The sequence below is a fragment of the Microcoleus sp. w2-18bC1 genome (genome assembly GCF_036700365.1).
GTDB lineage: Bacteria > Cyanobacteriota > Cyanobacteriia > Cyanobacteriales > Microcoleaceae > Microcoleus.
The window spans coordinates 74811-97234 of record NZ_JAUBOS010000011.1; the positions used below are offsets into that span (position 1 = coordinate 74811).

Here is a 22424-nt window from a genome sequence, read left to right on the forward strand (position 1 = left end):
CTATAGCCGAGCAGTCATTCCCTATTCTTCAATCTAAAATCTAAAATCTACAATCTAAAATGGTATAACTCCCCAAATTTTGACAGTTTTGTCTATACTACCACTGATAATAGTTTCACCATCCGTGCTAAAAGTAAGACAAGTAACAGAGCTTTGATGTCCGCTGAGAGTGTAAAAGTTGTCGCCGCTACTGGCATTCCAAAATTTGATATTACCATCCGCGCTAGCACTGACAACAGTGAGTCCGTCTGGGCTAAAGGCGATCGCATTTATCGAGTTAAAATGCCCTGCCAATGTGATTGGACTATCTGGATTCGATAGCTGGCGCAGTTGAATGTTTCTGTCCCAGCCGCCAGTAGCCAAAGTCTGCCCGTCTGGACCCAAAGCCAGACAATTCGCATAACCCTTAATTGTTTGGAAGCATTCTCTGCTGCGGAGGTTCCACAGTTTAATTGTACCGTCAGAACTGCTGCTAGCGAGAGTTTGTGCGATCGGGCTAAAAGCAAGACTAACAATTCCTGCTTTATGAGCTCCCCAAGTTAAAAGATTGCCAAAAGTACAGATTAACTTTCCCGTTTCTAAATTCCAAATTTTGATAGTAGTATCTGCCGAACCGCTGGCGATAACTTGACTGTCGGGACTGACGGCAATTGCGCTAATTTCCGCTTCATGTCCGAGGGAAGTATGCTGCAATTCTCCTCCCTGCCAAATTTCGAGCGCACGGTGTTTCGGAGTATTTCTACTCCTCACAAAAACTTCGCTTTCTTGGCAAAGGATAAAAGTTTCTTGAGCGCGGGGATACTTGTCAACAGTATAGAGTATTTCTCCTGTATCAACATCGCAAATTCTAATTATTTTCCCGTGCAAACTCGCCGTGCGATCGCCTCCGGGACTAATCGCAACATTTGTCCCAGTTTTGACAGTGCGGATACAGTCAAAAAGCTTGTAAGGCACGAAGTCTTTTAAAGCTTGGCGCACTAGAGGTTCTGTCCTCGATCGCAAAATTAAATAAGCAACTCGCTGCACTTCTGGTGCGGGGTCAAGCAGCGCCTCAATTGCTAAATTTAAACCAGCGCCTCCGTATTTAGGAGCATCTTTAACAGCGGCAATCCGAGCCTCGATACTAGGACTGTTGAAGCGCTGCTTGACCCCGGCGATGCCTCCCAAAACTGCACCGGCGATCGGGATTTGACTTTGACCGCCGAGGACGGCATCATATTCTCTGGGTTGGTTAGAATTGTCGGGCATCATACGATTTTAGATTTTAGATTTTAGATTTTGGATTGAAGAATTGGATTAGTAAAAAAAGCGAACTCACGCACGGATAAATCGGGGCAATTGTTATCGGATACTCTGTGGTAATTTTCTGCACATATGAAGCCGGGGTCTTGTAACCGGGCTGCTTTCGGTGACGCTAAAACCTCGTTTAAGCTCGCAACTTATAACTTATTGACTGTTGCACTTTATAGTATTATAATCAAATCAGCGTTTCACACACAAATCCGAAAGTGATATGTCACACTTCACAACGATCAAGGTTCAGATCAAGAACGGCGAACTGCTACATCAAGTGTTGGAAGAGTTGGGTTATCAAGTAGAGTGCAATGTGCAGGTACGGGGTTATCGCGGTGACAAAACTAATGCCGAGTACGTGATTCGGCAATCCAATGGTTACGATTTGGGTTTTCGCCGCAGCGAAGAGGATTACGAATTGGTGGCGGATTTTTGGGGCGCTCGAATTAATCAGCAGGAATTTGTCAATTCAATTAGTCAAAAATACGCGCGCAAAAGTTTGATGGCGGCGGTGCAGTCTGAGGGTTTTCATGTTGAAGAAGAGGAAACTTTGGCAGATGGAACGGTGAGAGTTGTAGTGGGTCGATGGGTTTAAGACTCGCCCTTGATTAACTCGTTTTTACTTACCAAGAGGAATCACTATGTGGCGATCGGCGATCGTACTAATCATCCTGGCGCTTGTAGTTGGCATTGTTGGGGCGATCGCCCTTGGAGCATACCGCTGGCATCTGGGTACCAAGGAACTGCGAGCGAATCTGGAAGCTGCACGCTTGCCGATTAAACCTCTCACATTTGATGCGCGGGAAATCGCCGATTTACCCCAGCCCGTGCAGCGCTACTTTCGCGCGGTGCTGAAGGATGGACAACCGCTAATTGCAGCAGCGCGGGTTTCCCACGAAGGCACGTTTAACATGAGCGAAACCGCAGAAAAATGGAGCGCCTTCACCTCAACTCAACTGGTAATTACTCAGCGCCCTGGCTTTGACTGGGATGGGCGAATTGCCATGATGCCCGGTATCAATGCGTTTGTTCATGATGCCTACATTTCTGGCGAAGGCATCCTCCATGCGGCGCTGCTTGGCCTGGTGACTCTGGCGGATATCCGCGGCACTCCAGAAGCGGCACTTGGGGAACTGATGCGCTTTTTCGCGGAGGCTGCTTGGTATCCTACGAGACTGCTGCCGAGTCAGGGTGTTCGCTGGGAGGCGATCGACAATTCTTCCGCCAGAGCAACGCTACAGGATGGCGACACTACTGTTTCCCTGGATTTCCGCTTTGATGAAGCAGGGCTAATCGCCACTGTCCGCGCCGAGGCCCGCGCCCGTACAGTTAACGGCGGGCTGGTGTTTGCGCCCTGGCAGGGCCGTTTCTGGGACTACGAATTGCGAGACGATATGCGGATTCCGCTCTCCGGTGAGGTGGCGTGGCAACTGCCTGATGGCTCGCTATTGCCCTACTGGCGCGGCCGCATCATGAATATTGCCTATGAGTTTGCACGATGATTCTAGTTTGTGTTGTGAAGTTGCTTTGCGATTGTTAGATGAGTACGATCGCGCCGATCGCCAGCGGATAGATTCTGTACGAGTTAAGATAGATGCTGCTGTTGCCATGTCCGAACATACTCCCCCGATTGACGGCGAAACCTTTATTGCAGAGATTTGCGATCGTTTCCGCCAAGTACGCGAGAGTAAACAAGGCTATACTAATTGAAATGCTTGTATGATAGTTGCATTCAATTCCTGCATTTGCTGACTTCCTAACTTGCCCAATCGTCTCAGTATTAATCTCTGTTCAAGACTGACAATCCGAGTCACTCTAACTTTAGAAGATACTTTTAATCCCGTGCTGGAAAATTCTTGCTCTGAAGCATTTAAAGCAAATTCATCTAAACTTAGGGTAGTGACATTTTGCGAAGAAATGAAGCAAATCGTAATTTCATCTATGGTTGAACTTGCCCACAGCACTAAAGCCGGACGTAACTTTTTCTGACTCAAATCTGTAAAGGGAAATTCAGCTAAAACAATATCTCCTTTTTTTAGCTTCACTAAATTGGCTCTCCATCTTCAAGGGTGTAAATATCAGGTTCGTCGTGCAGGAATTGAAATGCTCCTCCGCTTTGGGCTAACTGGGCTATTTCCGCAGTAGAAGGATAGGGGATGTTACTAAATAGTTTTGCTTTGATTAGCAATTGCTCTTCTTCTGAGAGTGTCTGGATGATTTGTACCAACGATTCAATGAGTTTTGTGTTCATAGCTGAAAAAATCTGGGGATATTTTATCTTACTTCAACAAGGCAACCTTCGATCGCTTCATAGAGGTTTTGCAGCAATTCCTCAAAAGTTTCTCCCTCAGTTGCACAGCCAGGAATAGCAGGAACTTCTGCCCAGTATCCGCCTTCTTCTGCTTCGTGAATAATAATTTTTATTTTCAATTAATTCTCCTAATTTATTTTCACAACTTACCTTTTCATTACTGTAGCAGACTTTACTCGTCCAAGTTCACCTGTTTAACCTGCTCTAAAGGTATATCTAGCGCTTCTGCAATTTGCTCGTCGCTCAAGCCAAACTGCCGTAATTTATCAATTGTTTCAATCTTAGTTTGATTTATGGTTTCCTCCTGCAAGTCGGGATTTTCCGGCTGAGTTTCATCTGGGGTAGAAGTAGAGGGATTAGGGCAATTATTGACGTAGCTAATTCTGTTATTTTGAAAATTATTATTTTTGCCCAGATTTATATTCTGATTTATCTGTCTTTCTATAACGGATTCAAGATTACTTTTCTTAACGGGTTCGCCAAACACCTCAGATAACATTTGCAAAAGCTCGTGACTAGCCTTTTTAACGTGCTGGGAACTATAACCATAAGTTTCTGCAACATCAGTATACTTTTTACGATTCAGTATTCCCGTGATAATTTTGCGCTGCAAGTTGTTTAGATGTTTGCCTGTCGTGGCGCAGACAGCTTCATCGACAAATTGCAATATCTGAGGACTGTCCATAGGTTGGATGGTGAGATAATTTTAGTTACTATAGCAAACTTTTTCCAACTTTTTGCAACTTTTGGGGCAGCGCATCCGAATTTTAGGAAGTTCCCACTTTTTCCAACTTTTTTTTATGGACAATTTTTGGGCGATCGGTCTAGCATGGATCAACCGGACACAAGCATCTTACTAGAGTGTCTATTGACAGGTGCATAGTTGCGCCTTTGAGCTAAAAAGGGTGTCTTCACATAGTCTCAACCATCAATTTTATAGGTATAATGAATGGCAACAGCAAACCCCTTGGGAAGTAATCAGAACATCACTTTAGAGAGGAATAAAGTTATTACCATAACTAAAAAAACAGTTCGTTTCTCACACAATGTTTACCAGACTCACAATATTACAGATTTTAGTGAAGGAGAGGTAGAGATAGGAACGATTCCTTGGGGAATTATAGTTGCTCTTCTTTTAATGGGTTCAATTGCTGGTCTTGCAAACAGTGGAATAGGTTTGGCCTTAAGTTTGGCTGCGATTGGAGGTGCGATTTGGAACTTTACTAAGCCAAAACACTAAGGTTTATTACTAACTCTAAATTCTGGCGATAAAAAGCTTTTTACTACAACCGATAAGCCAAACCTCAAATTGGCTATTGGAGCAATCTATGAGTTTATTGAGAAAGAAAAAGATGCAATTTACCAGATATCTATCAACAACGGTCAGGTTAAAGGTAACTGGATACAGGGAGATGTCGGTGGAAATGCCTTGTTCGGTTCTGATGATTAACTGAATGAACATCAGACTAAAAATCCCAATCAGTAATTATGAGGATGGTATCAGTTATGGAACCGAAATATGTAGGAATGAATAACGGTAGTTTCGATGGCATTTGGGTTCAAGGAAACGTCACTGGAGATGTAAAGTATAAACCCGTATCAGAGAGTAAATCAATGTCAGAAACTTCCCACTATAATAACTATGGTCAGGCTGGGGCTATGGGTGAGAATGCCAGCTCCGACAACAACAATTTTGTGCAACAATCACAACAGAAACAAACTCTTTCTGATGCAGCAGAAGAAATTCAACAATTGCTCAAACAGTTAGAGAAAACTAATCCTACCGCTACTGAGGCTGAAAAAATTGTTTACTTTAACGATGAAACTACCCCCGGTTTCAAGCGTCGCGTGGTTGGTGCGTTGCAAGCTGGTGGTGAAGCTGCGATCGAAGAGTTTTTAGACAATCCCTATGTCAATGTCGGGAAGGCGATCGTTAAAGGTTGGATAAAACCAGAATAGATTGTGGTGTGGGAAGTGCGATCGCCCTAACCAGAAAACCCAAGTGCGATCGCCCGCAACTACCAAATCGTTTCAACGTAAGGAATATCATACCGCCGCGCGAGCGCTACTAAAATGCGATCGCGCGGCAATTGCTCGATCGCCTGGATGATGCAACTATCAGTCAAACAACGGGACTCAGTATTCAGGATGTGCGGAATTTGCGAGATGCTCGAAATTAGAGCCAAGTTATCCACCTGCTTTCAGCCACCCAAAAACCTGCTCCACAGTCAAATCTAATGTTAAAAAACTTGGCACGGGCAACCGATCTTGTCCCGTTAACTCAACTGGTTCTCGTCCGGGAATAAATGCTAAAATAAACCGTTCCTCTGGATCGATTAACCATCCGAGCTGAGTCCCGTATTTCAAACAGTGTAAAATATTACTAATCACCTTAGTTGCTTTCTGGTCTGGGGATAAAATTTCTACTGTCCAGTCGGGATGAATTTCAAAGGAATTCGGAACTTCGCCATCCGCTTCAAAAGTGATTCTATCCCAAGCAAATACTGTAGCATCAGGTACAATAGAACGCCCGCCAAAAGTACAGCGCAATTCTGGAAAAGCAAGAGCAATTCGTTCTGTTTCCCCAACTAGATTAACAGCGTTGCAAAACTTGAGTTGCAAACGAGAATGTTTGCCTTGAGGCATAATCTTTTGGTGAATGCGTCCGTTAATAAATTCACTCGCAGGTTGAGTTTCCGGTAGTTTGAGGAAAGCTTCGAGAGTGAGAGAAATGGGAAGTGCTGCTGTCATCGCTTTGAATTCGGTGTCATTACCACTCTGCCATAATTTTATCATTAACTCTATTCTGTGTTTGTAGATCGATCGACCTCACCCCCACCCTCATCCTCCAAAATCTCACCCCAATAGCGCTGCACAAACTCCCGCGCTGCATCTATATCGAGCAACTTTAACGCCACAACCATCTTCACAAGCGTGTTGACCGTTGGATCTATCAACTCATTAAACCAACGATAGACAACAGAACTTCGCACACCCATTGCGATCGCCAATTTGTTTTGGCTAATGCCATAGGTGTTCAGCACATCTCTCAGAACTCGACCAGCTTTTCTCATGCACCCCTGAAGTTTGGGAATCGTGCGATCGCCCTTTCCCAAAAAACCCTACCTCAAAAACAACTTATAAGCCGGATTCTGACTCTCATCCCCATACTGATAGCCCAGCGTATCCAAAAAAGCCTGCCACTCCTTCATCTCATCCGGCGGCACTTGAATTCCCACCACAATTCGCCCGTAATCTGCGCCATTATTTCGATAGTGAAAAACGCTGATATTCCAGTTGGGACTCATCGAACCGACAAACTTCATCAACGCACCGGGACGTTCGGGAAATTCAAAGCGATAAAACAATTCATGATCCGCCAGCATCGAACGCCCGCCCACCATATGCCGTACGTGCAATTTCGTTAATTCATCATCAGTTAAATCCAAAGTCTTGAAGCCACAATCTTCAAAACTGGCGGCTATTTTAACCGCATCCGCACGGTTTTGAATTTGTACGCCGATAAAAATATGTGCCTCTTTCTCATCCGCAATTCGATAGCTAAATTCAGTTAAATTGCGCTTTCCCAGACACTCGCAAAACTTGCGGAGACTGCCAGCTTGTTCGGGAATTGTGACTGCAAAAATGGCTTCGCGGCGTTCGCCAAACTCGGCTCTTTCTGCTACAAAACGCAGCCGATCGAAATTCATGTTCGCGCCGCAAGCAACAGCAATTAATGTTTCTCCTGCGATTTGTTCGCGTTCGACGTAAGCTTTCGCACCTGCGATCGCCAAAGCGCCAGCAGGTTCTAAGATCGATCGCGTATCTTCAAAAACATCCTTAATCGCGGCGCAAACATCATCCGTATGCACCAAAATAATCTCATCCACATACTCCTGACACAAGCGAAAAGTTTCCTCCCCCACTTCCCGCACAGCAACGCCGTCAGCAAATAAACCCACCTGCGACAAACGCACCCGTTTACCCGCTTTCAGCGATTGATTCATTGCATCGGAATCCACCGGTTCGACGCCAATAATCTTAATTTCCGGCCGCAATCGCTTGACATAGGCCGCAATTCCCGAAATCAATCCACCGCCACCAATTGCCACAAAAATCGCGTGAATTGGTTTTTGATGTTGCCGCAGAATTTCCATGCCGATCGTACCCTGTCCAGCAATCACGTAGGGGTCATCAAAAGGGTGAATAAAAGTCATACCTTTTTCCGCCTCTAATTGACGCGCAAAAGCGTAAGCATCGTCGTAGGTATCCCCATGCAAGACTACCTCTCCACCACGGGCTATCACCGCATTTACCTTCACCTGCGGCGTCGTTACGGGCATGACTATGATCGCGCGAGTTCCTAGGTGGCGGGCGGCGAGGGCGACTCCTTGGGCGTGGTTGCCGGCGGAAGCTGCAATGACACCTTGTGCTAGCAAATCCGGCGACAGTTGCGCCATTTTGTTGTACGCACCCCGCAGTTTGAAGGAAAACACCGACTGCATATCCTCTCGCTTCAGCAAAAGTTTATTGTTGAGCCGTGCTGATAGATTCGGGGCTACTTCTAGGGCTGTTTCTTGAGCAACATCGTAGACGCGGGCGGTGAGGATTTGTACCAGGTAATCGCAAAGCATGGGGTTAGCAGGTTGGTTGATGCCGGATGGTGGGATAATTGTACGGCACTTGTGTTAGTATTTTGCGGGGAATTGGCGATCCTCTTCGAGGGCTTCGCTAACGGGCGATCGCAACTTTCCAATAATAACTTTTCCCTTTGGGAACATAAGGAGCCTGAAGACTATGAATAATATTTCGTTTTTGCCGTTTACCCCGGTTATAAAATCCGGTTTGTGAGCGTATTAGTCCGTAATCCTTGATTTAGTATGTAAATTCATGAACGTACAAATTACAGATTTGCGTGCGGTTGACGAGCCAAAAATTCAACAGGTAGCTAGATTAATAGTTGAAGGTTTTAAAGAGCATTGGCCCGATGCTTGGCCCGATCTAAAATCTGCTTTGCAAGAAGTGCAAGAATCTTTGGCAGCCGATCGCATCAGTCGAATTGCTGTCGGCGACAGCAATCAAGTTTTGGGATGGATTGGTGGGATTAAACAGTATGACGGTAATGTTTGGGAACTGCACCCGCTGGTAGTGAGAACAGAATTTCGCGGACAAGGAATTGGTCGATCGCTCGTAGCTGATTTAGCAGCAGAAGCTAAAAACCGGGGAGGGATCGTGCTGTGGGTGGGCACCGACGACGAAGACAATCAAACAACTCTTTCAGGCATCGATCTTTATCCTAACGTTTGGGAACACGTCGCCCAAATTAGAAACTTGCGCGGTCATCCCTACGAATTTTATCAAAAAATGGGTTTTGCGATCGTGGGAGTGATGCCCGACGCCAACGGAATTGGCAAGCCTGATATTTTCATGGCAAAGCGGTTGTAAAGTTTAATGTAGGTTCTAAATTTACTGACTGGTGGTTTGCCAATCCAACACTTAGCAAAATTAGTGGTTGAAAGTTTCCCAGAAAATCGGTCTAGTCGGGACGTGCGAACCCCGTTCGAGGGTCGCTAATAAACAAACCCAGAACTAACGAATCCATCACCGTATCCCAGACAGGAGTCAAACGCTCTGCATCGTCAACCCAGTAATCAAAAGTAATCAAACACTGAACATTAGAACCCAATCCAATACAGATTCGCGAATAAGCTTCCCGCTGTTCTGGAGGGTCGATAAACTTAAATTCAGTCCAAACAATGCGGGCAGTTTGCCGCTTCAATTGGATAATGTCCCCAGGAGCGATCGGATTTCGCGTATCATCTTCAACCACCTTCTGTAATAGCGGCACCAGCGGAAAATCTGCCCAGTTACCAGGCGGTAGCAAATTAAACGAAACCTCCAAACGACAATCATCATCCGGCGGCTTTTTATCCGTAAACCGGAACGAATTAGTATCCGGTTCAAAATGCCAATCTTCCGGGACATCAAAGCGGACTGCACCTCTTCCTGCTACAAAAATTCGAGTTCCAGGCTTTGACTTCCAATTGTGGTCTTCTTTGAGTTCTAGAGTTTCCTTGAGCCATTCTTGCTTTTTGCGCTTAGACATAAACAGAACACCAAATTGCTGCTAATGTGTAGTTTTAGACCTTGCAAACACATTTTAACTCTATTTTGCTCGCCGTTTGCTCAAATATAACAATCCTTACAAAAATTATGAATTCCTCTCTTCTCTATTCCTCTGTGTTCTCTGCGCCTCTGCGGTAAAAAATAATTCCTTTCACAATTTGCTAACTTTTATTTTTCACTCTTGGGAATCACATACCTAATTCCCCCTTTATTCCCAGCCGCATCGCCATTGTAACGGGGGATAACATGAATAGCCGCGTGACTGCGACTTTGACCAGCCTGTTTATTAATATTTATTCCCACATTAAACCCGTCAGGCTGAAATTCTTTACTTAAAATTTCTTGCACCTTATTAGCCATAAACCAGCAAGCAGATTGCTCTCGAAACGGTAGTTCAAAATAATTGGCAACGTGACGCTTGGGGATAATTAAAACATGACCTTTGCTGGCGGGATAACCATCAAACATCGCATAAGCTGTTGCTGATTCAGTTAGCAAAATTAGGTTTTTATACGGATTGCAAAATATGCAGTTATTAGTAGAATTTCTTTGATGGTTGTAATGCACGTATTTGTAAATTTCGCAAGACTCATCTAGGTGAACGGGCTTAAATGGAAGCTTGACAATGCACTGATATGTAGGTTTTTTGTGGACATAATGTTCTCGAAAGCCTTCTTTTTTGATATCCCTTCTCACCGCAAAATACGCATTCCCTCCCGGTTTCAACAGGTGCGACACTTCCATCAGGACATTAGCTTGTTCTTCAGGAAACAAAACATTCAAAACATAAAAACAAATGATTGTGTCGAATTTGTCTTCGGGGAATTCCGGGAAATAATAAGGGTCATAACCCGTAATATCGAAGCCTTTTTGCTGCAACAATCTAACATCGCTGCCCAAGCCGCACCCAAAATCTAAGACTTTGCCTTGCAGCAAGTTTTTATCCAATAAAAATCTTGCCGGAAATGACAGATAAATTCTTTCGATAGCCGTCAGGTGGCTGAATTTATTTTGTTGCTTTTTCATGGCGGCATAAATTTGATTTAAATAAATATTCTTCCGTCCGCGCACCATCCGGACGAGAGTTTGTGTAGTAGCAATTTCAAGATCCGAATGTTATCTAAAAATTTTATCATTATTGCAGTTTGGCGATCGCCCCTTTTTCCACCAACACCTTACCAGTCACCAAATCCCGCACCGTCGCCAACAAAACCCGCCTCTCATCCACCTCAAAACTCACCGAAACCCTGTCAATTCCCAATACCCCGGGCGGATTCAAATGCGCTACGCAAACCTGCTGATGGTGGCTGTCCAAAGAGCGAAAATCCGTCTGTTTGTTGAGCCAACTGCTCGTCATTTGCCCTTTTTCGTTAAAAATAACCTCCGCTTGCGATACCTCCGCAACTTCCCCAATATCTAACCGAATTTCCCTTTGCCCTTCAATTGCCACTTGCAACGTCAACTCTTCGGAACTTTGACAGGGATACTTCATTTCCTTGCTAAATATCGGCGAATAAGCATAAGCTTTAGCATAAGGTTCCCAGAGGCGAATTGCATAGCTGTGGCGCAAATAATCGTCAACACTCGCCAATTGTGTCAACGCTAAAGCACCGTGCGCCACTGCTTCAAAAGGCTTGTCTCTTTGGACTTTTTGCCGCCCAAAATACGAAACCACTAAATTAGATACAGCCGGAATTAGAGAAGTTCCTCCTACCAGCAAAACCTGTTCTATATCTGCTTTACCGATACCTTTCCCCAGCGCAATACTCAGCACTTCATCTAAACTTTCCCGCAACTGTTCTAACAACTGCCTAGATTCCAGAATTTCCTCAAGCTTGTCTCGGTTTAGTTGCAAGTCGTAAGACATAAAATTTTCATCGTCAAACCAGCTTTCCTTCGCCTCATTAACTTGAGAAAGTTGAATTTTTAATTTTTCCGCTATTTCTAATAAGTTTTGCCAGCCCACTGGGCCGACTTCTGCGCGTGACGAACCAATTTGCCGCAAATAATCTTCGACAATCCAGATGTCAATATCTTCGCCGCCGACATAAGCATCGGATTTTGCCAACACTTCGGCACGTACCCCCCCCAGCCCCCCCTTGGTAAGGGGGGGAGCAAGATTTGTCCCCGCGTTGCTAAGGGGGGAAGCGAGATTTGTCCCCGCGTTGCTAAGGGGGGAAGCGAGATTTCTCTCCCCCTGGCTAAGGGGGGAAGCGAGATTTCTCCCCGCGTTGCTAAGGGGGGAAGCGAGATTTGTCCCCGCGTTGCTAAGGGGGGAAGCGAGATTTCTCTCCCCCTGGCTAAGGGGGGAAGCGAGATTTCTCCCCCCCTTACTAAGGGGGGGTAAGGGGGGGGTTAGAGCAGTGCGAACTAAACTTAAATCTAAAGTTCCGCCGCCAAAATCAACTACTAAAACTAGAGAACCGGGGCGTTGTACTGCATATCCCAGGGCGGCGGCTGTGGATTCATCTATTACCTGAACTTCCGCAACTCCCAAACTTTCTCCTAAGTCGCGAAACCAATCTAGATATCGCTCAAATGCTCCGACTGGTACTGTAAAGATTACTTTTTCTGCCTGTATATTTTGTAAATATAATTGTTTCCAAATACTTGTGATAAACTGTTCGGCTACTGATTCGGATGTGTAGGTTTCGCCGTCGATATTACGGGGTGGGGGCTGAAAGTCAGCGGCTAAATTGCGTTTAAAAGCTTTGAAAAAACGGTCTGGTTGGGATTGCCCCAAACGCTGCGATCGCACTTTTTCTCCCAGCACCAACTCTTCGGCATTTTTCACAAATACTAAAGTCGGCACTACAGAGATTTCTCTAACATCTCCGCCCGAATTATTCGTTTTAAAAATGCGGGACATCTCGCCCAATCTCAAAGTTTCTGGTGTTTGCGTATCCGGGTTAAGAATGCAGACAACCGTGTTGCTGGTACCGAAGTCAATGGCAACTGTAGTCATGGTGATTTTAGATTTTAGATTTTAGATTTTAGATTTGAGATTTTATTTTTCATTGGCAAGTGTAGTCATAGTGATTTTAGATTTTAGATTTTATTTTTCATTCCCGCTGGAAGGGTGCGACTAACTTTAGCAGGAGTAAGAATTCGCTCTCCCTCTCGATAGCCGACAAACCGAATATAAACTAATTCTCCTTCGGTTATATCCTCAACATCCGGCTGGTGCAACTGCGGATTGTAAGCAGTTTGTTCCCACGCAGAACCAATTATTTCAAAATCCCAGCTTGATAACAGGTTTTCTAAGGGAGTAAACAAAGCTGAGAGATTTTTGGCGGGCATATCCGGCTTGGCTTCTGCCATTTTGCGGGCGGCGGGATAGTTGGTTAACAAAGTTTGCAACTGTTCAAAGGTAGCGCGGCGGAAATCGGCAGTTAGTTGAGCTTTTTGCTGCTGCAATTCTGCTCGCAACCGGAAACACTGCTGCCTCAATTCTTCAATTTCGCTGGGATTAGTTGTGATTGTAGCCGACATTGGCAGTGCGCTCAAAGTGCGATCGAACTCTTGAAAATTCAAATTCAGCACTGTTGCCAGCCGTCTCAGTTGGTCTAGCGTGAGTTTTCCCACGTCTCCCTGCCGCACTAAGCGCACCCCAAAGCGACTTAAGCCTGCTTTTTCGCCTAAATCTTGCCAATCGAGAATGTCTAGCTGATTCATGCGTTCCCGCAGAATTTTATCGTACTTAAACTCGATCGCATCTCCCGCCTCAGATGCAGCATAAAGGTAGACTAAAATTAGAAAAATGCCCCCGATAGCTAGCGCGAAGCTGAAGGCAGGCACTGTTGTTACATCAACTGTTGCACCGAGGATATCAAACATCTTTAACTCTTCTAAACTTGTTTTAAAGTCTGCGTTTGTTCAACGATCAAGTTTTCTTCGCCTTGGTAGTATTCTGGCAGCAAGTCTTGAGATTCTACTTTTCCGAGAGCTTTTTCAATGCCGGCGGTGGTTTCGGTGCAACTCGAACCGGTGGCGTTGAGGACGGTTTCGGTAATTTTGCCGTCTTTGCCGATGCGGTATTCTATTTGGCGGTATTCTGCCATAATTCTGCCTCTTGGTTTAATGCTTGAGTGTTGACTGCTGAGGATTGAGTTATATTATAGATTCTATTTACCAATTATTCTAATGAATTTTTGTAGCGACAATGCAACCGGGGTTTCGCCGGAGATTATGGCGGCGATTGTAGCGGCTAATTCCGGTGCTGTGATGTCTTACGGAGATGATGAATATACACAGCGTTTGCAAGTTAAATTTTCGGATTTGTTCGAGACATCGGTGAGTGTTTTTCCTGTAGCAACCGGTTCGGCTGCTAATGCTCTGGCTCTTGCGGTTATGACTCCTCCTTACGGGGCTGTTTACTGTCACGCAGCATCTCATATTAATGTAGATGAATGCAGCGCACCGGAGTTTTTTACAGGCGGTGCAAAGTTAGTGACACTAACAGGAAATCATGGTAAAATCGAGGCAGAGACTTTAGGAAAAATACTCGATCGCGCTGGTGCAGGTGTCGTCCACCACGTACAGCCCGCAGCCGTCAGCATCACTCAAGCAACGGAAGCCGGCACAGTCTACAATCCAGCAGAAATTTCCCACATTTCGGAAGTGGTTCGCGCTCACAATTTGCACCTACACATGGATGGAGCTCGCTTTGCCAATGCTGTCGCTAGTCTTGGCTGTTCTCCGGCGGATGTCACTTGGCGGGCTGGTGTGGATATTCTATCGTTTGGAGCGACCAAAAATGGCGCGATGGCTGCGGAAGCTGTGGTTTTTTTTAATCAAGAATTAGCAAAGACTTTCCCTTTTTACCGCAAGCGCAGCGGGCATCTTTTCTCGAAAATGCGGTTTTTGTCGGCGCAGTTGGAAGCGTATATAACTGATGACTTGTGGCTGAAGAATGCGGCTCATGCAAATAATATGGCAGCCAAATTAGCCGCAGGTTTGGCGGGAGTTGAGGGAGCGAATTTTTGCCATCGAGTTGAAGCCAACGAGATTTTTATTCAACTTCCCGAATCGGTAATTACAGCGGTTTTATCTGAGGGCTTTCTGTTTTATCGGTGGGATGAATGTACTGTTAGACTGGTAACGGCTTTTAATACTTTGGAAGCGGATGTTATTGCTTTCGTGGAAGCGGTTAAACGACATCAATGATTAAAATGTAGGGGCGGGTTTTACAAATAATACTGGCCAGCTAGGAACAATCTAAGAAACCCGCCCCCACCTAACAAATAATCCATATCAACCTTGATTTATATATTAAATGCAAAAAATAGGCGCGGGGATTTCTCGTTGGGTGGGGGCGGGTTTGAGAGATTGTGTGTTATTTACAATTATTGTTTGTGAACCCGCCCCTACATTTTAAATGCGAAAAATAGGCGCGGGAATTTTTCGTTTGATGGGGAAGGGTTTGAGAGATTGCTGGTTATTTACAATTATTGTTTGTGAAACCCGTACCTACAATTTAATAGATTGAGGAACAGGTTCGGCAACTGCGGCTAGTTCGGGTTCAACTTCTTCGAGATGTGCTTCTAAAAGCGCGAGATTTCTCATGTTTGATTTATAAAAAGCATCGAAGATATCTCCGACTAACGGTACTGAACCCACCACGGCTTCTAGACCGATGTTGTAAACCATTTTCCCTAGAGTTTTTTGGGGAATGTTGAATCGAGTTGCTAAATAAATTAGGTAGGCGGAAAACGCGGTATCTACGATATCCCCAGCACCCGGAACTAAACCGATAATGGGGTCTAAACCAATGCGAAATTTAGTGCCGGGGATGCCAATGGCGGTATCCATCAGGCGGCTGAGTTTGCGGATGCGGTTGAGGGTGGCGAGACGCTCTATGTTGTTCATATTATTATTGTTGAACTAGGTTGAAAGTTTGAAATCTGTCGGAAGACGGAAAAAACCATCTAGAAACCGCTCATTTTCCATCTTCGCTAATATGCTGAATTCCCCATTCGTGCATGGCATTAATAATCGGTTTGAGACTTTCGCCCAAAGGCGTTAGCGAATATTCAACTTTTGGCGGCACTTGCAGGTAAATTTCCCGGTGAACAATTGCGTCTGATTCCATTTCCCGCAGTTGCTGCGTCAGCATCTTCTGAGTAATGCCGTTGACGGCTCGTTGCAGCTCGTTAAAACGCTTCACTCCTTGAAACAACTCCCGCAGAATCAAGACTTTCCAGCGCCCGCCAATCACCTCTAGAGTGCGTTCTACAGGGCAATTTGCTCGATCGACCTTTGCTTCTTGGACTTGCATAGTATCTTTTTGGTAAGTACCGCACTTTTAAGTGCGTACTATCCATAATAGCTTGACTCGGCTTAAAATAAAAACATCAAAGAAACACCCGATAAATTTCACTGAGGATTCAGCAAATGATTACCGTTAGAAAAAGTGAAGCAAGAGGACACGCTAATCATGGTTGGCTGGACAGTTACCATACATTTTCTTTTGCCGGCTATTACGATCCAAATTATATGAATTTTCGCTCTTTGCGGGTAATAAATGAGGATGTCGTTAGCCCCGGCAAAGGTTTCGGAACTCACGGCCACAGTGACATGGAAATCATTACTTATGTATTAGAAGGAGCATTAGAACACAAGGACAGTTTGGGTACTGGTGCAGTGATTAAACCCGGTGAAGTACAGCGGATGACGGCAGGTACGGGCATCCAGCACAGCGAGTTCAATAACTCGCAAATAGACCCAGTTCATTTGCTGCAAATCTGGCTGTTGCCCGATACAAAAGGCTTGCAGCCGAGTTACGAGCAACGGGATTTTTCCCTAGCAGAAAGGCACGGAAAACTGCGCTTAGTGGCGGCACGTGATGCGAGAGATGGTGCGGTGAAAGTGCATCAAGATGTGGATTTGTATGCGGCTGTTTTGGATAAAGATTCGCGGGTTTCTCATGCTTTGCAGCCGAATCGCCATGCTTGGGTGCAAGTTGCTCGCGGCTCGGTTTTGCTCAACGGTTTGACCTTGAAAAATGGCGACGCTGCGGCGGTTAGCGGGGAGGCTGAATTGGCGATTGAAGCTACGGCTGATGCTGAATTTTTGCTGTTTGATTTGGCATAGAATTGGGCAGCCTATATACTAAGTAAGGTGCGTAATTCGCACCCTACTTAGTGATGAAGAATCTGCACATTTCCCACCCTACTGAGGGTGGGTTACTACTTAGGAAATAAGTAAATAGGAGGAAGACAGTAAATTTTATTTATGGTACCTCTAGTAAGGGATAAGTCTTTAGGATAAATTTTTATGCAACAAAACCCGATCGCCAGAAAGCATCTTATTTGGAGCCTCATCACTGGTTTAGCAGTTGGCGCGATCGCAGGCGCACCCCTCGGCTGGATGGCTAATGGGTATTATTCCGAGCAGCGTTTGGCTCAAATTCTGATTTGCCGAGAAAAGAATAGAGATCAGCCAGTGGCTATTGTTGAGGCTAGGTGCGGTTCCCGATTCTAAATTTTTCTGCTAGCCAGAGGGCTGTGTCAAATATTTTTAGGCTTGTGCAAATGTCGAAAGTTCGATCGTCGCGCAGGCATTTTGGCGTTCTCAACCGTCAATATGCCACAAACCGGAAAAGTTATCCGTCAGTTGATATGTGGGTATGTTAAATTGACACAATAATGAATTACAGCAGAACAATTCCGGCTATTTTGAGTGCTACGATCGCCCTAAGTTCGATCGCCCTTATTCCACTGACATCACCTCAAATCGCCCTCGCATTAACCGCCGACAAAGTTAAAACCGTTGCCCAACAAATTACTGTTCGCATCCAGGGGCCAAAAGGCGGTTCGGGAGTAATTTTAGAGAAACAAGGCAGCACATACTATATTCTCACAAACTGGCACGTTGTCGATAAAGCCGGCGATTACGAGGTTGTAACTCCTGACGGCCAAGCTCACTCTGTATCATACAGCCTCGTGCGGCGAATGCCCGGTGCGGATTTGGCGATCGTACCTTTCAGCAGCACTCAAAGCTACCCCCTGGCTCAATTAGCTAATTCCGCAGCAACTAAGGGAAACAAGGCTTATGTGGCCGGCTGGCCGAGATCCGGCGGTTCTCTGAGACAGCCGATTTTCATCGCTACGGAAGGTCAGCTTACCGGCCGCCAAACTCCCTGGAACGGTTATACTTTGGTATACAATAACTTAGTGAGAGCCGGCATGAGTGGCGGGCCGGTACTCGATGACGCGGGGCGAGTTGTCGCAATTAACGGCATTGTTAGGTTAGAGGAAAATTCCGATAAAATCGTGGCGGCGGGAATAGAAATTAATACTTTCATGAAATGGCGATCGACTATTTCCCTGCCAGTAGTTCCCCAATCTCCTACGGCCGGGAACCCGAAAACTCCGGCGAATAATGCGCCCCGCACGCCCGCAATTGCGATCGCCTTTGCTGCCACAAATACCCTCAAAGGGCCTTCGGAAGTTGTCAGTTCCCTTGCCCTAGCTTCAGCTTATTTTACTACAGGAAATAGCAACGGCACTATCTCTGTTTGGAATTTTCCCAGCGGGCAATTAAAAACTACCCTGCAAGGGCACACGGAAGCCGTAAACGCACTGGCCGCGAGTGCGGACTCCAAGGTGTTAGCTAGTGGCAGCGACGACAAAACTGTGAAAATTTGGAATTTAGAAACTGGCGCGGTTGTACGCACTTTGAGCGGGCATTCCAATGCAGTTTCGAGCGTTGCCGTTAGTCCTGATGGTCAATTTGTAGCCAGCGGTAGTTGGGACAAAACGATTAAGATTTGGAACCCGAAAACGGGGGAATTGCTGCGGACTTTGACCGGGCATTCTGGCTTGGTGAATGCTGTTGCAATTAGTCCCGACAACAAAACTTTAGCTAGCGGCAGCAAAGACGGTTCAATTAGGTTGTGGAATTTAGTTACAGGTCAAGCAATTCGCACCATTAGCGGCAAAAACTTGGCTGTTTTGTCGCTAGCTTTTACTCCCGACGGCAAGAGTTTAGCTGCGGGAAATAGCAACGGTACAATCGGTTTGTGGAATGCCACAAACGGGCAGTTAATTCGGCGTTTAAGCGGGCATACTGACGGAGTTTGGTCGGTGGCTTTCAGTCGGGATGGCACTACGCTGGTTACTGGGAGTTGGGATAAGAGTGTGAGACTTTGGGATGTGCGATCGGGCGAATTGAGAGGTAATTTGAGCGGTCATGCTGGCTACGTTAGCGCTGTGGCGATTAGTGCAGATGGTAAGACTATTGTTAGTGCTGGTTGGTTGGGGGAAATCAAGATTTGGAAAAGGAGTTGAGAGGGTGATCGCCCTTACATATCGGAATGCAGGAGCGATCAGTCTTTGGAGAGAAGCAATCAATTTGGTTCTCTAAAACCTTCTATTCCTGCACAAAGAATATTGGCTAATGGATGGTTAATCGCTTCCTTTAACGCCTCTATACCCATTGCTTGAATTGAGCTAACTACTCGCTGTTTTAAAGTAGGGTTACTTTCTATTATTTGAATAGCTTCTTCTACTACATCTGCTTGTTGGCGGAAAGTCTCCGTTGGGTTATTTTGCGCTAGTTGTTCTAAAAGTTTCTGAATTTCTGCTGCTGCTTCAGCTAAATTTTGCTTTTGTTCAGGTGAGTAATTGTTAATAGTACCACCTATTTGCTCAGACTTAATGTTCTTGCTGAATGAAACACCTATTGATGCTTGACTTTGATCGATTTTGAATTCTGACATAATATCTCCGTAGTAATCACTAACTATTGTTGTCTATTATTTATAGTAGCAGCTATTTGCCCAGCAATCGTGTTATCTGAAAAGGCAACACCAATTGAGGCGCTACTTTGGTCAATATTTATATATCTATTGATAGATTTATCTTCGATGTTAACTACGTAAATGTCTTCGTCATTACTATCTAAAGCTTGATATAATGTTGCAACTACATCTTCCAGGAATTTATTATCGCTGGCGATTTTTTTATGATTCATGAGTAAAATGTTTACTTTGTCTCCTGAAATAAAAGATACTTCAATCACATATTCAATTGTAAGTGTTTCATAAGTTGGTGGTCTGGTTGCATTATAAATTAAAGACAGTATTATTAGTATGACTATTCCGATTACCCATGTTGGATTGAATTCTCTAAAAACAAAAAATAATCCCGCTACACACATAAAAATTATAAATTCAAATGGTACTACATTCTTATTTTTTATTATGGAAATGCTGTCAGCTTTAGTAACTCTAAAGCCAGTAATATTACGAACGAGATAGACAGCATTTCCTAATCTAACTGTTTTTCTGCTGAAATATAGTTTAGAGGCTTTGAGTAAAATAGTTTGGCGTTGAGGCTGAGTCGGAGCCATAATTTAAATTTTTCAATTTACTTACTGACTAATGTAGCTTTTGGCATAATCCAATAAAAATTTACTTTGTTGTTGGATCAATTTCAGCAGCATTAATCGATGTAGCATAGCAAGCGATTGCTCAATTTATCTTAACTCCCCAAGCTACACGACTAAATCTTCGATCGAGAATTTCAATAAGTCGCACAGGGCTTTCATCTGTGCTGGGTATAGCTTGGGGACGTGTCTGTCAGTTTCCCAGTTGATGACTGTGGATTCCACCACATTACACGCTCTTGCCACTTGTATTCGAGTCAAACCTAGACTTTCACGTCTTTCTCTTAGCTTTTGCCCCAGCGTCATTATCTATCCCGTACTTAGTTCAGTTTATTCTCTTTATTCAGTTGACTATATGTAGTTCGTGCCATAACCTAGAGATAGACACAAAGTCTAACAAAGGTCAAAAGCCAGTCCGCGCCCTAGACAAGCATTGAACTGGCTTTGGCTCCAACACTGAATGGAGACAAACTTAATTATGCCCTACAAACAGCGCCTTAACAGGTGGTTGGTTGTTCGCCTGCTTCCCAATATGCAGCGAATCACTGTGGCCCACTTTTTCAGGCATTCCGATGCTGACGGCTATCTGCGGATCGTCCGGCAGTTAATCCCCAAGGCTCAATTTGTGATTGTTTTTAATGCCGATATCAACCTAGAAACAGCGCCTAACAACATCGAAGGCAGCTAGTTGAGGGTTCGATTAGGCACGGACTCTACTGGTAGGGTGCGTCAGTTGGTAGCGATTCGATGTACATCGGCTACTCATTTCCGCGCTTGGCATCCTACTACCTACCATTTTGCTTCAAAGTCCGATCGACCCTTATGATAGATTTGGTTCTTGCCAGACTACACTGGAAGACAAAATCAAATTAAAAATTTCGCCATAAATTTCGATCGACCCGCCGATCGGGCGGGACTCTCCCCTTCGTGGAACAGGCGTCCCGCCTGTGGTTGGCAAAGTAAATCTAAAATCTAAAACCTAAAATCGCGTGACTTCTGACAAATGATTGAAGTAGAACACTTAAGCAAAACTTACGGTTCGACCGCAGCGATCGCGGACGTGTCTTTTTCGGTCGAATCAGGAGAAATTCTCGGTTTTTTGGGACCAAACGGCGCTGGCAAAACCACAACCATGCGGATTTTGTCGGGATATTTGCCGGCATCCAGCGGTACGGCCCGCATCGCCGGCATGGATGTTCACGAAGACTCGATGGCCGTCAGACAGCGCATCGGCTATCTGCCGGAAAACCCGCCACTTTATCCAGAAATGACTGTGGAAGGGTTTCTGTTTTTTGTCGCCCGGATCAAGCAAGTACCTGCGGGCGATCGCGCGCGACGAGTTACCTCCGCGATCGAACGCTGCGGGCTGGTTGATAAACGGAAAGTTTTAATCCGCAAGCTTTCTAAAGGATTTCGTCAGCGTGTCGGTATCGCGCAGGCGATCGTCCACGACCCCCCAGTGATTATCCTAGACGAACCAACTGTCGGCCTCGACCCCCGACAAATCATCGAAGTCCGCAATTTAATCAAAAGTCTTGGCGGCCAGCACACAATCATCCTTTCCACGCACATTCTGCCGGAAGTCAGCATGACTTGTAACCGCGTCACCATCATCAATCGCGGAAAAATCGTCGCTGCGGGTAGTCCCGAAAATTTGATGGGAGAGTTGGCGGTGGGAGAGGGCTACGAACTCGAAGTCGAAGGCGAGGCAGATTTGGTAAACAGTCTGCTGTTGCCTTCTTTGGAAAATTTGCGGGGAGTTCGATCGGTGGAATTGATTCCAAGCAATCAATTTTTAGTCGGTCGCTACCGCCTGCGGGCATTGTGCGAACCGGAAAGAGAACCCGGACGAGAAATTGCTACAGCTATCGTCGCCTCTGGATTTGGACTGTGCGAAATGCGCCGCTCTCGCGCTACTCTGGAAGATGTGTTTTTAAGGCTGACAGCGGCTGAAAAGAAACCGGAAGAAAATCTGGTTCATAGCGAACCGGAGGTCGATCGAAATCTGCAAGAAGCGGCAGAAATTCAAGACTCGATCGCGGATTCTCATCAATCCGAATCGCAACCGATTGTCGAAAATCTCCAAGTTTCAGATAGGCAAGAGTCTCTCTATGATTCTCATTCAGCATCGGAACCAGTTCCAGAAACTGAAGAGTTGCTTTATGATTCTCAACCAGAATCAGAACCAGTTCCAGAAACCGTAGAGTTGAGAGAACATCCTCAACCAGAATCAGAACCAGTTCCAGAAACCGTAGAGTTGAGAGAACATCCTCAACCAGAATCAGAACCAGTTCCAGAAACCGTA

General features: G+C 45.3%; 30 protein-coding genes and 2 pseudogenes. 14 read left to right on the forward strand and 18 right to left on the reverse strand.

Annotated elements, in window-relative coordinates:
• Positions 1–54: 54 nt before the first annotated feature.
• Positions 55–1251, reverse strand: coding sequence for a WD40 repeat domain-containing protein (locus tag QT979_RS09605; protein WP_333309433.1), 1197 nt, complete (start codon positions 1249–1251; stop codon positions 55–57).
• Between the two features lie 262 nt (positions 1252–1513).
• On the opposite strand from QT979_RS09605, the gene QT979_RS09610 reads away from it, so the two are divergent.
• Genes QT979_RS09610 through QT979_RS09620 form a run of 3 tightly spaced genes read left to right on the forward strand, consistent with a single transcriptional unit; the run spans position 1514 to position 3003 of the window.
• Positions 1514–1888 (forward strand): DUF1257 domain-containing protein, encoded by a 375-nt coding sequence (locus tag QT979_RS09610; RefSeq protein ID WP_333212698.1) that lies wholly within the window; start codon positions 1514–1516, stop codon positions 1886–1888.
• 46 nt (positions 1889–1934) lie between these two features.
• The gene (locus tag QT979_RS09615; RefSeq protein WP_333309435.1) at positions 1935–2795 is read left to right on the forward strand and encodes a DUF6920 family protein; all 861 of its coding nucleotides are present in this window, start codon (positions 1935–1937) and stop codon (positions 2793–2795) included.
• Positions 2779–3003 carry a hypothetical protein gene (locus QT979_RS09620; RefSeq protein ID WP_333212695.1) on the forward strand — a complete coding sequence of 75 codons (225 nt, stop codon included), beginning with the start codon at positions 2779–2781 and terminating at the stop codon, positions 3001–3003. The genes QT979_RS09615 and QT979_RS09620 overlap by 17 nt, the downstream gene beginning before the upstream one ends.
• Here the strand turns inward: QT979_RS09620 and QT979_RS09625 are convergent.
• From QT979_RS09625 to QT979_RS09640, 4 genes are read right to left on the reverse strand one after another with little or no spacing between them, the layout of a single operon-like run.
• Positions 2991–3338 (reverse strand): type II toxin-antitoxin system PemK/MazF family toxin, encoded by a 348-nt coding sequence (locus QT979_RS09625; protein ID WP_333309438.1) that lies wholly within the window; start codon positions 3336–3338, stop codon positions 2991–2993. The genes QT979_RS09620 and QT979_RS09625 overlap by 13 nt on opposite strands.
• Positions 3338–3544: a hypothetical protein gene (locus tag QT979_RS09630; protein WP_333142592.1), complete on the reverse strand. Its 207-nt coding sequence runs from the start codon at positions 3542–3544 to the stop codon at positions 3338–3340. Before QT979_RS09630 ends, QT979_RS09625 begins: the two co-directional genes overlap by 1 nt.
• A 23-nt stretch (positions 3545–3567) precedes the next feature.
• Positions 3568–3723: a type II toxin-antitoxin system HicB family antitoxin gene (locus QT979_RS09635; RefSeq protein WP_333142591.1), complete on the reverse strand. Its 156-nt coding sequence runs from the start codon at positions 3721–3723 to the stop codon at positions 3568–3570.
• A 53-nt stretch (positions 3724–3776) separates the two neighbouring features.
• Entirely contained in the window at positions 3777–4289 is a 513-nt protein-coding gene (locus QT979_RS09640; protein ID WP_333212689.1) for a hypothetical protein, read from the reverse strand.
• Positions 4290–4553: 264 nt separating this feature from the next.
• Between QT979_RS09640 and QT979_RS09645 the strand changes: the two genes are divergently transcribed.
• The 4 genes and pseudogenes from QT979_RS09645 to QT979_RS29015 form a co-directional block, all read left to right on the forward strand.
• Positions 4554–4844 (forward strand): hypothetical protein, encoded by a 291-nt coding sequence (locus tag QT979_RS09645; protein WP_333212687.1) that lies wholly within the window; start codon positions 4554–4556, stop codon positions 4842–4844.
• A 69-nt stretch (positions 4845–4913) separates the two neighbouring features.
• Positions 4914–5054, forward strand: a complete 141-nt coding sequence (locus tag QT979_RS09650; RefSeq protein WP_333212686.1) for a hypothetical protein — start codon at positions 4914–4916, stop codon at positions 5052–5054.
• Between the two features lie 44 nt (positions 5055–5098).
• The gene (locus tag QT979_RS09655; RefSeq protein WP_333309443.1) at positions 5099–5563 is read left to right on the forward strand and encodes a hypothetical protein; all 465 of its coding nucleotides are present in this window, start codon (positions 5099–5101) and stop codon (positions 5561–5563) included.
• Between the two features lie 116 nt (positions 5564–5679).
• Positions 5680–5784, forward strand: a pseudogene (locus QT979_RS29015) (Rpn family recombination-promoting nuclease/putative transposase); the annotation flags it as partial.
• 7 nt (positions 5785–5791) lie between these two features.
• On the opposite strand, the gene QT979_RS09665 reads toward QT979_RS29015, so the two are convergent.
• From QT979_RS09665 to ilvA, 3 genes are read right to left on the reverse strand one after another with little or no spacing between them, the layout of a single operon-like run.
• Complete coding sequence (locus QT979_RS09665) at positions 5792–6400, reverse strand: Uma2 family endonuclease (protein WP_333216945.1); 609 nt, start codon at positions 6398–6400, stop codon at positions 5792–5794.
• A 5-nt stretch (positions 6401–6405) separates the two neighbouring features.
• Complete coding sequence (locus QT979_RS09670; RefSeq protein ID WP_333216943.1) at positions 6406–6720, reverse strand: helix-turn-helix transcriptional regulator; 315 nt, start codon at positions 6718–6720, stop codon at positions 6406–6408.
• Positions 6721–6726: 6 nt separating this feature from the next.
• Positions 6727–8259, reverse strand: coding sequence for a threonine ammonia-lyase, biosynthetic (gene ilvA / locus QT979_RS09675; protein WP_333309507.1), 1533 nt, complete (start codon positions 8257–8259; stop codon positions 6727–6729).
• A 235-nt stretch (positions 8260–8494) separates the two neighbouring features.
• On the opposite strand from ilvA, the gene QT979_RS09680 reads away from it, so the two are divergent.
• Positions 8495–9049: a GNAT family N-acetyltransferase gene (locus QT979_RS09680; protein WP_333309450.1), complete on the forward strand. Its 555-nt coding sequence runs from the start codon at positions 8495–8497 to the stop codon at positions 9047–9049.
• Positions 9050–9140: 91 nt separating this feature from the next.
• On the opposite strand, the gene QT979_RS09685 is transcribed toward QT979_RS09680, so the two are convergent.
• The 5 genes from QT979_RS09685 to QT979_RS09705 form a co-directional block, all read right to left on the reverse strand.
• A complete protein-coding gene (locus QT979_RS09685; RefSeq protein ID WP_333065915.1) occupies positions 9141–9710 on the reverse strand; it encodes a hypothetical protein in 570 nt (189 codons plus the stop codon).
• A 188-nt stretch (positions 9711–9898) separates the two neighbouring features.
• Positions 9899–10756: a bifunctional class I SAM-dependent methyltransferase/HIT family protein gene (locus tag QT979_RS09690; protein ID WP_333309452.1), complete on the reverse strand. Its 858-nt coding sequence runs from the start codon at positions 10754–10756 to the stop codon at positions 9899–9901.
• Between the two features lie 109 nt (positions 10757–10865).
• Complete coding sequence (locus tag QT979_RS09695; RefSeq protein WP_333309454.1) at positions 10866–12695, reverse strand: Hsp70 family protein; 1830 nt, start codon at positions 12693–12695, stop codon at positions 10866–10868.
• Between the two features lie 83 nt (positions 12696–12778).
• On the reverse strand, positions 12779–13567 hold the full coding sequence (locus QT979_RS09700; RefSeq protein WP_333309457.1) for an XRE family transcriptional regulator: 789 nt from the start codon (positions 13565–13567) through the stop codon (positions 12779–12781).
• Positions 13568–13578: 11 nt separating this feature from the next.
• On the reverse strand, positions 13579–13791 hold the full coding sequence (locus QT979_RS09705) for a DUF2997 domain-containing protein (protein WP_333216593.1): 213 nt from the start codon (positions 13789–13791) through the stop codon (positions 13579–13581).
• An 82-nt stretch (positions 13792–13873) separates the two neighbouring features.
• On the opposite strand from QT979_RS09705, the gene QT979_RS09710 reads away from it, so the two are divergent.
• Positions 13874–14896, forward strand: coding sequence for a low specificity L-threonine aldolase (locus QT979_RS09710; RefSeq protein WP_333309460.1), 1023 nt, complete (start codon positions 13874–13876; stop codon positions 14894–14896).
• 303 nt (positions 14897–15199) lie between these two features.
• On the opposite strand, the gene QT979_RS09715 is transcribed toward QT979_RS09710, so the two are convergent.
• On the reverse strand, positions 15200–15598 hold the full coding sequence (locus QT979_RS09715; protein ID WP_172187875.1) for a DUF4112 domain-containing protein: 399 nt from the start codon (positions 15596–15598) through the stop codon (positions 15200–15202).
• Between the two features lie 70 nt (positions 15599–15668).
• Positions 15669–16007: a helix-turn-helix domain-containing protein gene (locus QT979_RS09720; RefSeq protein ID WP_333042695.1), complete on the reverse strand. Its 339-nt coding sequence runs from the start codon at positions 16005–16007 to the stop codon at positions 15669–15671.
• Positions 16008–16123: 116 nt separating this feature from the next.
• On the opposite strand from QT979_RS09720, the gene QT979_RS09725 reads away from it, so the two are divergent.
• The 3 genes from QT979_RS09725 (at position 16124) to QT979_RS09735 (ending at position 19020) form a co-directional block, all read left to right on the forward strand.
• A complete protein-coding gene (locus QT979_RS09725; RefSeq protein ID WP_333309463.1) occupies positions 16124–16822 on the forward strand; it encodes a pirin family protein in 699 nt (232 codons plus the stop codon).
• A 183-nt stretch (positions 16823–17005) separates the two neighbouring features.
• Positions 17006–17212, forward strand: coding sequence for a hypothetical protein (locus tag QT979_RS09730; RefSeq protein ID WP_333078785.1), 207 nt, complete (start codon positions 17006–17008; stop codon positions 17210–17212).
• Between the two features lie 164 nt (positions 17213–17376).
• Positions 17377–19020, forward strand: coding sequence for a trypsin-like peptidase domain-containing protein (locus tag QT979_RS09735; protein ID WP_333309466.1), 1644 nt, complete (start codon positions 17377–17379; stop codon positions 19018–19020).
• Between the two features lie 59 nt (positions 19021–19079).
• On the opposite strand, the gene QT979_RS09740 is transcribed toward QT979_RS09735, so the two are convergent.
• The 3 genes from QT979_RS09740 to QT979_RS09750 form a co-directional block, all read right to left on the reverse strand.
• On the reverse strand, positions 19080–19451 hold the full coding sequence (locus tag QT979_RS09740) for a hypothetical protein (RefSeq protein WP_333309469.1): 372 nt from the start codon (positions 19449–19451) through the stop codon (positions 19080–19082).
• 23 nt (positions 19452–19474) lie between these two features.
• Positions 19475–20083, reverse strand: a complete 609-nt coding sequence (locus tag QT979_RS09745; RefSeq protein WP_333309471.1) for a hypothetical protein — start codon at positions 20081–20083, stop codon at positions 19475–19477.
• Between the two features lie 144 nt (positions 20084–20227).
• The gene (locus tag QT979_RS09750; protein WP_332970604.1) at positions 20228–20425 is read right to left on the reverse strand and encodes a helix-turn-helix transcriptional regulator; all 198 of its coding nucleotides are present in this window, start codon (positions 20423–20425) and stop codon (positions 20228–20230) included.
• Positions 20426–20579: 154 nt separating this feature from the next.
• Here QT979_RS09750 and QT979_RS09755 point away from each other — a divergent pair, with 154 nt between their 5' ends.
• Positions 20580–20807: a hypothetical protein gene (locus QT979_RS09755; RefSeq protein WP_332970605.1), complete on the forward strand. Its 228-nt coding sequence runs from the start codon at positions 20580–20582 to the stop codon at positions 20805–20807.
• A gap of 315 nt (positions 20808–21122) precedes the next feature.
• Positions 21123–22193 (forward strand): annotated as a pseudogene (locus QT979_RS09760) (ABC transporter ATP-binding protein); the annotation flags it as partial.
• Positions 22194–22424: the final 231 nt, after the last annotated feature.

What these genes read in the sequence shown, in the direction of transcription:
- QT979_RS09605 (WP_333309433.1), bottom strand. Translation starts at nt 1,251, where the DNA reads ATGATGCCCGACAATTCTAACCAACCCAGAGAATATGATGCCGTCCTC.
- QT979_RS09610 (WP_333212698.1), top strand. Translation starts at nt 1,514, where the DNA reads ATGTCACACTTCACAACGATCAAGGTTCAGATCAAGAACGGCGAACTG.
- QT979_RS09615 (WP_333309435.1), top strand. Translation starts at nt 1,935, where the DNA reads ATGTGGCGATCGGCGATCGTACTAATCATCCTGGCGCTTGTAGTTGGC.
- QT979_RS09620 (WP_333212695.1), top strand. Translation starts at nt 2,779, where the DNA reads ATGAGTTTGCACGATGATTCTAGTTTGTGTTGTGAAGTTGCTTTGCGA.
- QT979_RS09630 (WP_333142592.1), bottom strand. Translation starts at nt 3,544, where the DNA reads ATGAACACAAAACTCATTGAATCGTTGGTACAAATCATCCAGACACTC.
- QT979_RS09640 (WP_333212689.1), bottom strand. Translation starts at nt 4,289, where the DNA reads ATGGACAGTCCTCAGATATTGCAATTTGTCGATGAAGCTGTCTGCGCC.
- QT979_RS09645 (WP_333212687.1), top strand. Translation starts at nt 4,554, where the DNA reads ATGGCAACAGCAAACCCCTTGGGAAGTAATCAGAACATCACTTTAGAG.
- QT979_RS09655 (WP_333309443.1), top strand. Translation starts at nt 5,099, where the DNA reads ATGGTATCAGTTATGGAACCGAAATATGTAGGAATGAATAACGGTAGT.
- QT979_RS09665 (WP_333216945.1), bottom strand. Translation starts at nt 6,400, where the DNA reads ATGATAAAATTATGGCAGAGTGGTAATGACACCGAATTCAAAGCGATG.
- QT979_RS09680 (WP_333309450.1), top strand. Translation starts at nt 8,495, where the DNA reads ATGAACGTACAAATTACAGATTTGCGTGCGGTTGACGAGCCAAAAATT.
- QT979_RS09685 (WP_333065915.1), bottom strand. Translation starts at nt 9,710, where the DNA reads ATGTCTAAGCGCAAAAAGCAAGAATGGCTCAAGGAAACTCTAGAACTC.
- QT979_RS09690 (WP_333309452.1), bottom strand. Translation starts at nt 10,756, where the DNA reads ATGAAAAAGCAACAAAATAAATTCAGCCACCTGACGGCTATCGAAAGA.
- QT979_RS09695 (WP_333309454.1), bottom strand. Translation starts at nt 12,695, where the DNA reads ATGACTACAGTTGCCATTGACTTCGGTACCAGCAACACGGTTGTCTGC.
- QT979_RS09700 (WP_333309457.1), bottom strand. Translation starts at nt 13,567, where the DNA reads ATGTTTGATATCCTCGGTGCAACAGTTGATGTAACAACAGTGCCTGCC.
- QT979_RS09705 (WP_333216593.1), bottom strand. Translation starts at nt 13,791, where the DNA reads ATGGCAGAATACCGCCAAATAGAATACCGCATCGGCAAAGACGGCAAA.
- QT979_RS09710 (WP_333309460.1), top strand. Translation starts at nt 13,874, where the DNA reads ATGAATTTTTGTAGCGACAATGCAACCGGGGTTTCGCCGGAGATTATG.
- QT979_RS09715 (WP_172187875.1), bottom strand. Translation starts at nt 15,598, where the DNA reads ATGAACAACATAGAGCGTCTCGCCACCCTCAACCGCATCCGCAAACTC.
- QT979_RS09720 (WP_333042695.1), bottom strand. Translation starts at nt 16,007, where the DNA reads ATGCAAGTCCAAGAAGCAAAGGTCGATCGAGCAAATTGCCCTGTAGAA.
- QT979_RS09725 (WP_333309463.1), top strand. Translation starts at nt 16,124, where the DNA reads ATGATTACCGTTAGAAAAAGTGAAGCAAGAGGACACGCTAATCATGGT.
- QT979_RS09730 (WP_333078785.1), top strand. Translation starts at nt 17,006, where the DNA reads ATGCAACAAAACCCGATCGCCAGAAAGCATCTTATTTGGAGCCTCATC.
- QT979_RS09735 (WP_333309466.1), top strand. Translation starts at nt 17,377, where the DNA reads ATGAATTACAGCAGAACAATTCCGGCTATTTTGAGTGCTACGATCGCC.
- QT979_RS09740 (WP_333309469.1), bottom strand. Translation starts at nt 19,451, where the DNA reads ATGTCAGAATTCAAAATCGATCAAAGTCAAGCATCAATAGGTGTTTCA.
- QT979_RS09745 (WP_333309471.1), bottom strand. Translation starts at nt 20,083, where the DNA reads ATGGCTCCGACTCAGCCTCAACGCCAAACTATTTTACTCAAAGCCTCT.
- QT979_RS09750 (WP_332970604.1), bottom strand. Translation starts at nt 20,425, where the DNA reads ATGACGCTGGGGCAAAAGCTAAGAGAAAGACGTGAAAGTCTAGGTTTG.
- QT979_RS09755 (WP_332970605.1), top strand. Translation starts at nt 20,580, where the DNA reads ATGGAGACAAACTTAATTATGCCCTACAAACAGCGCCTTAACAGGTGG.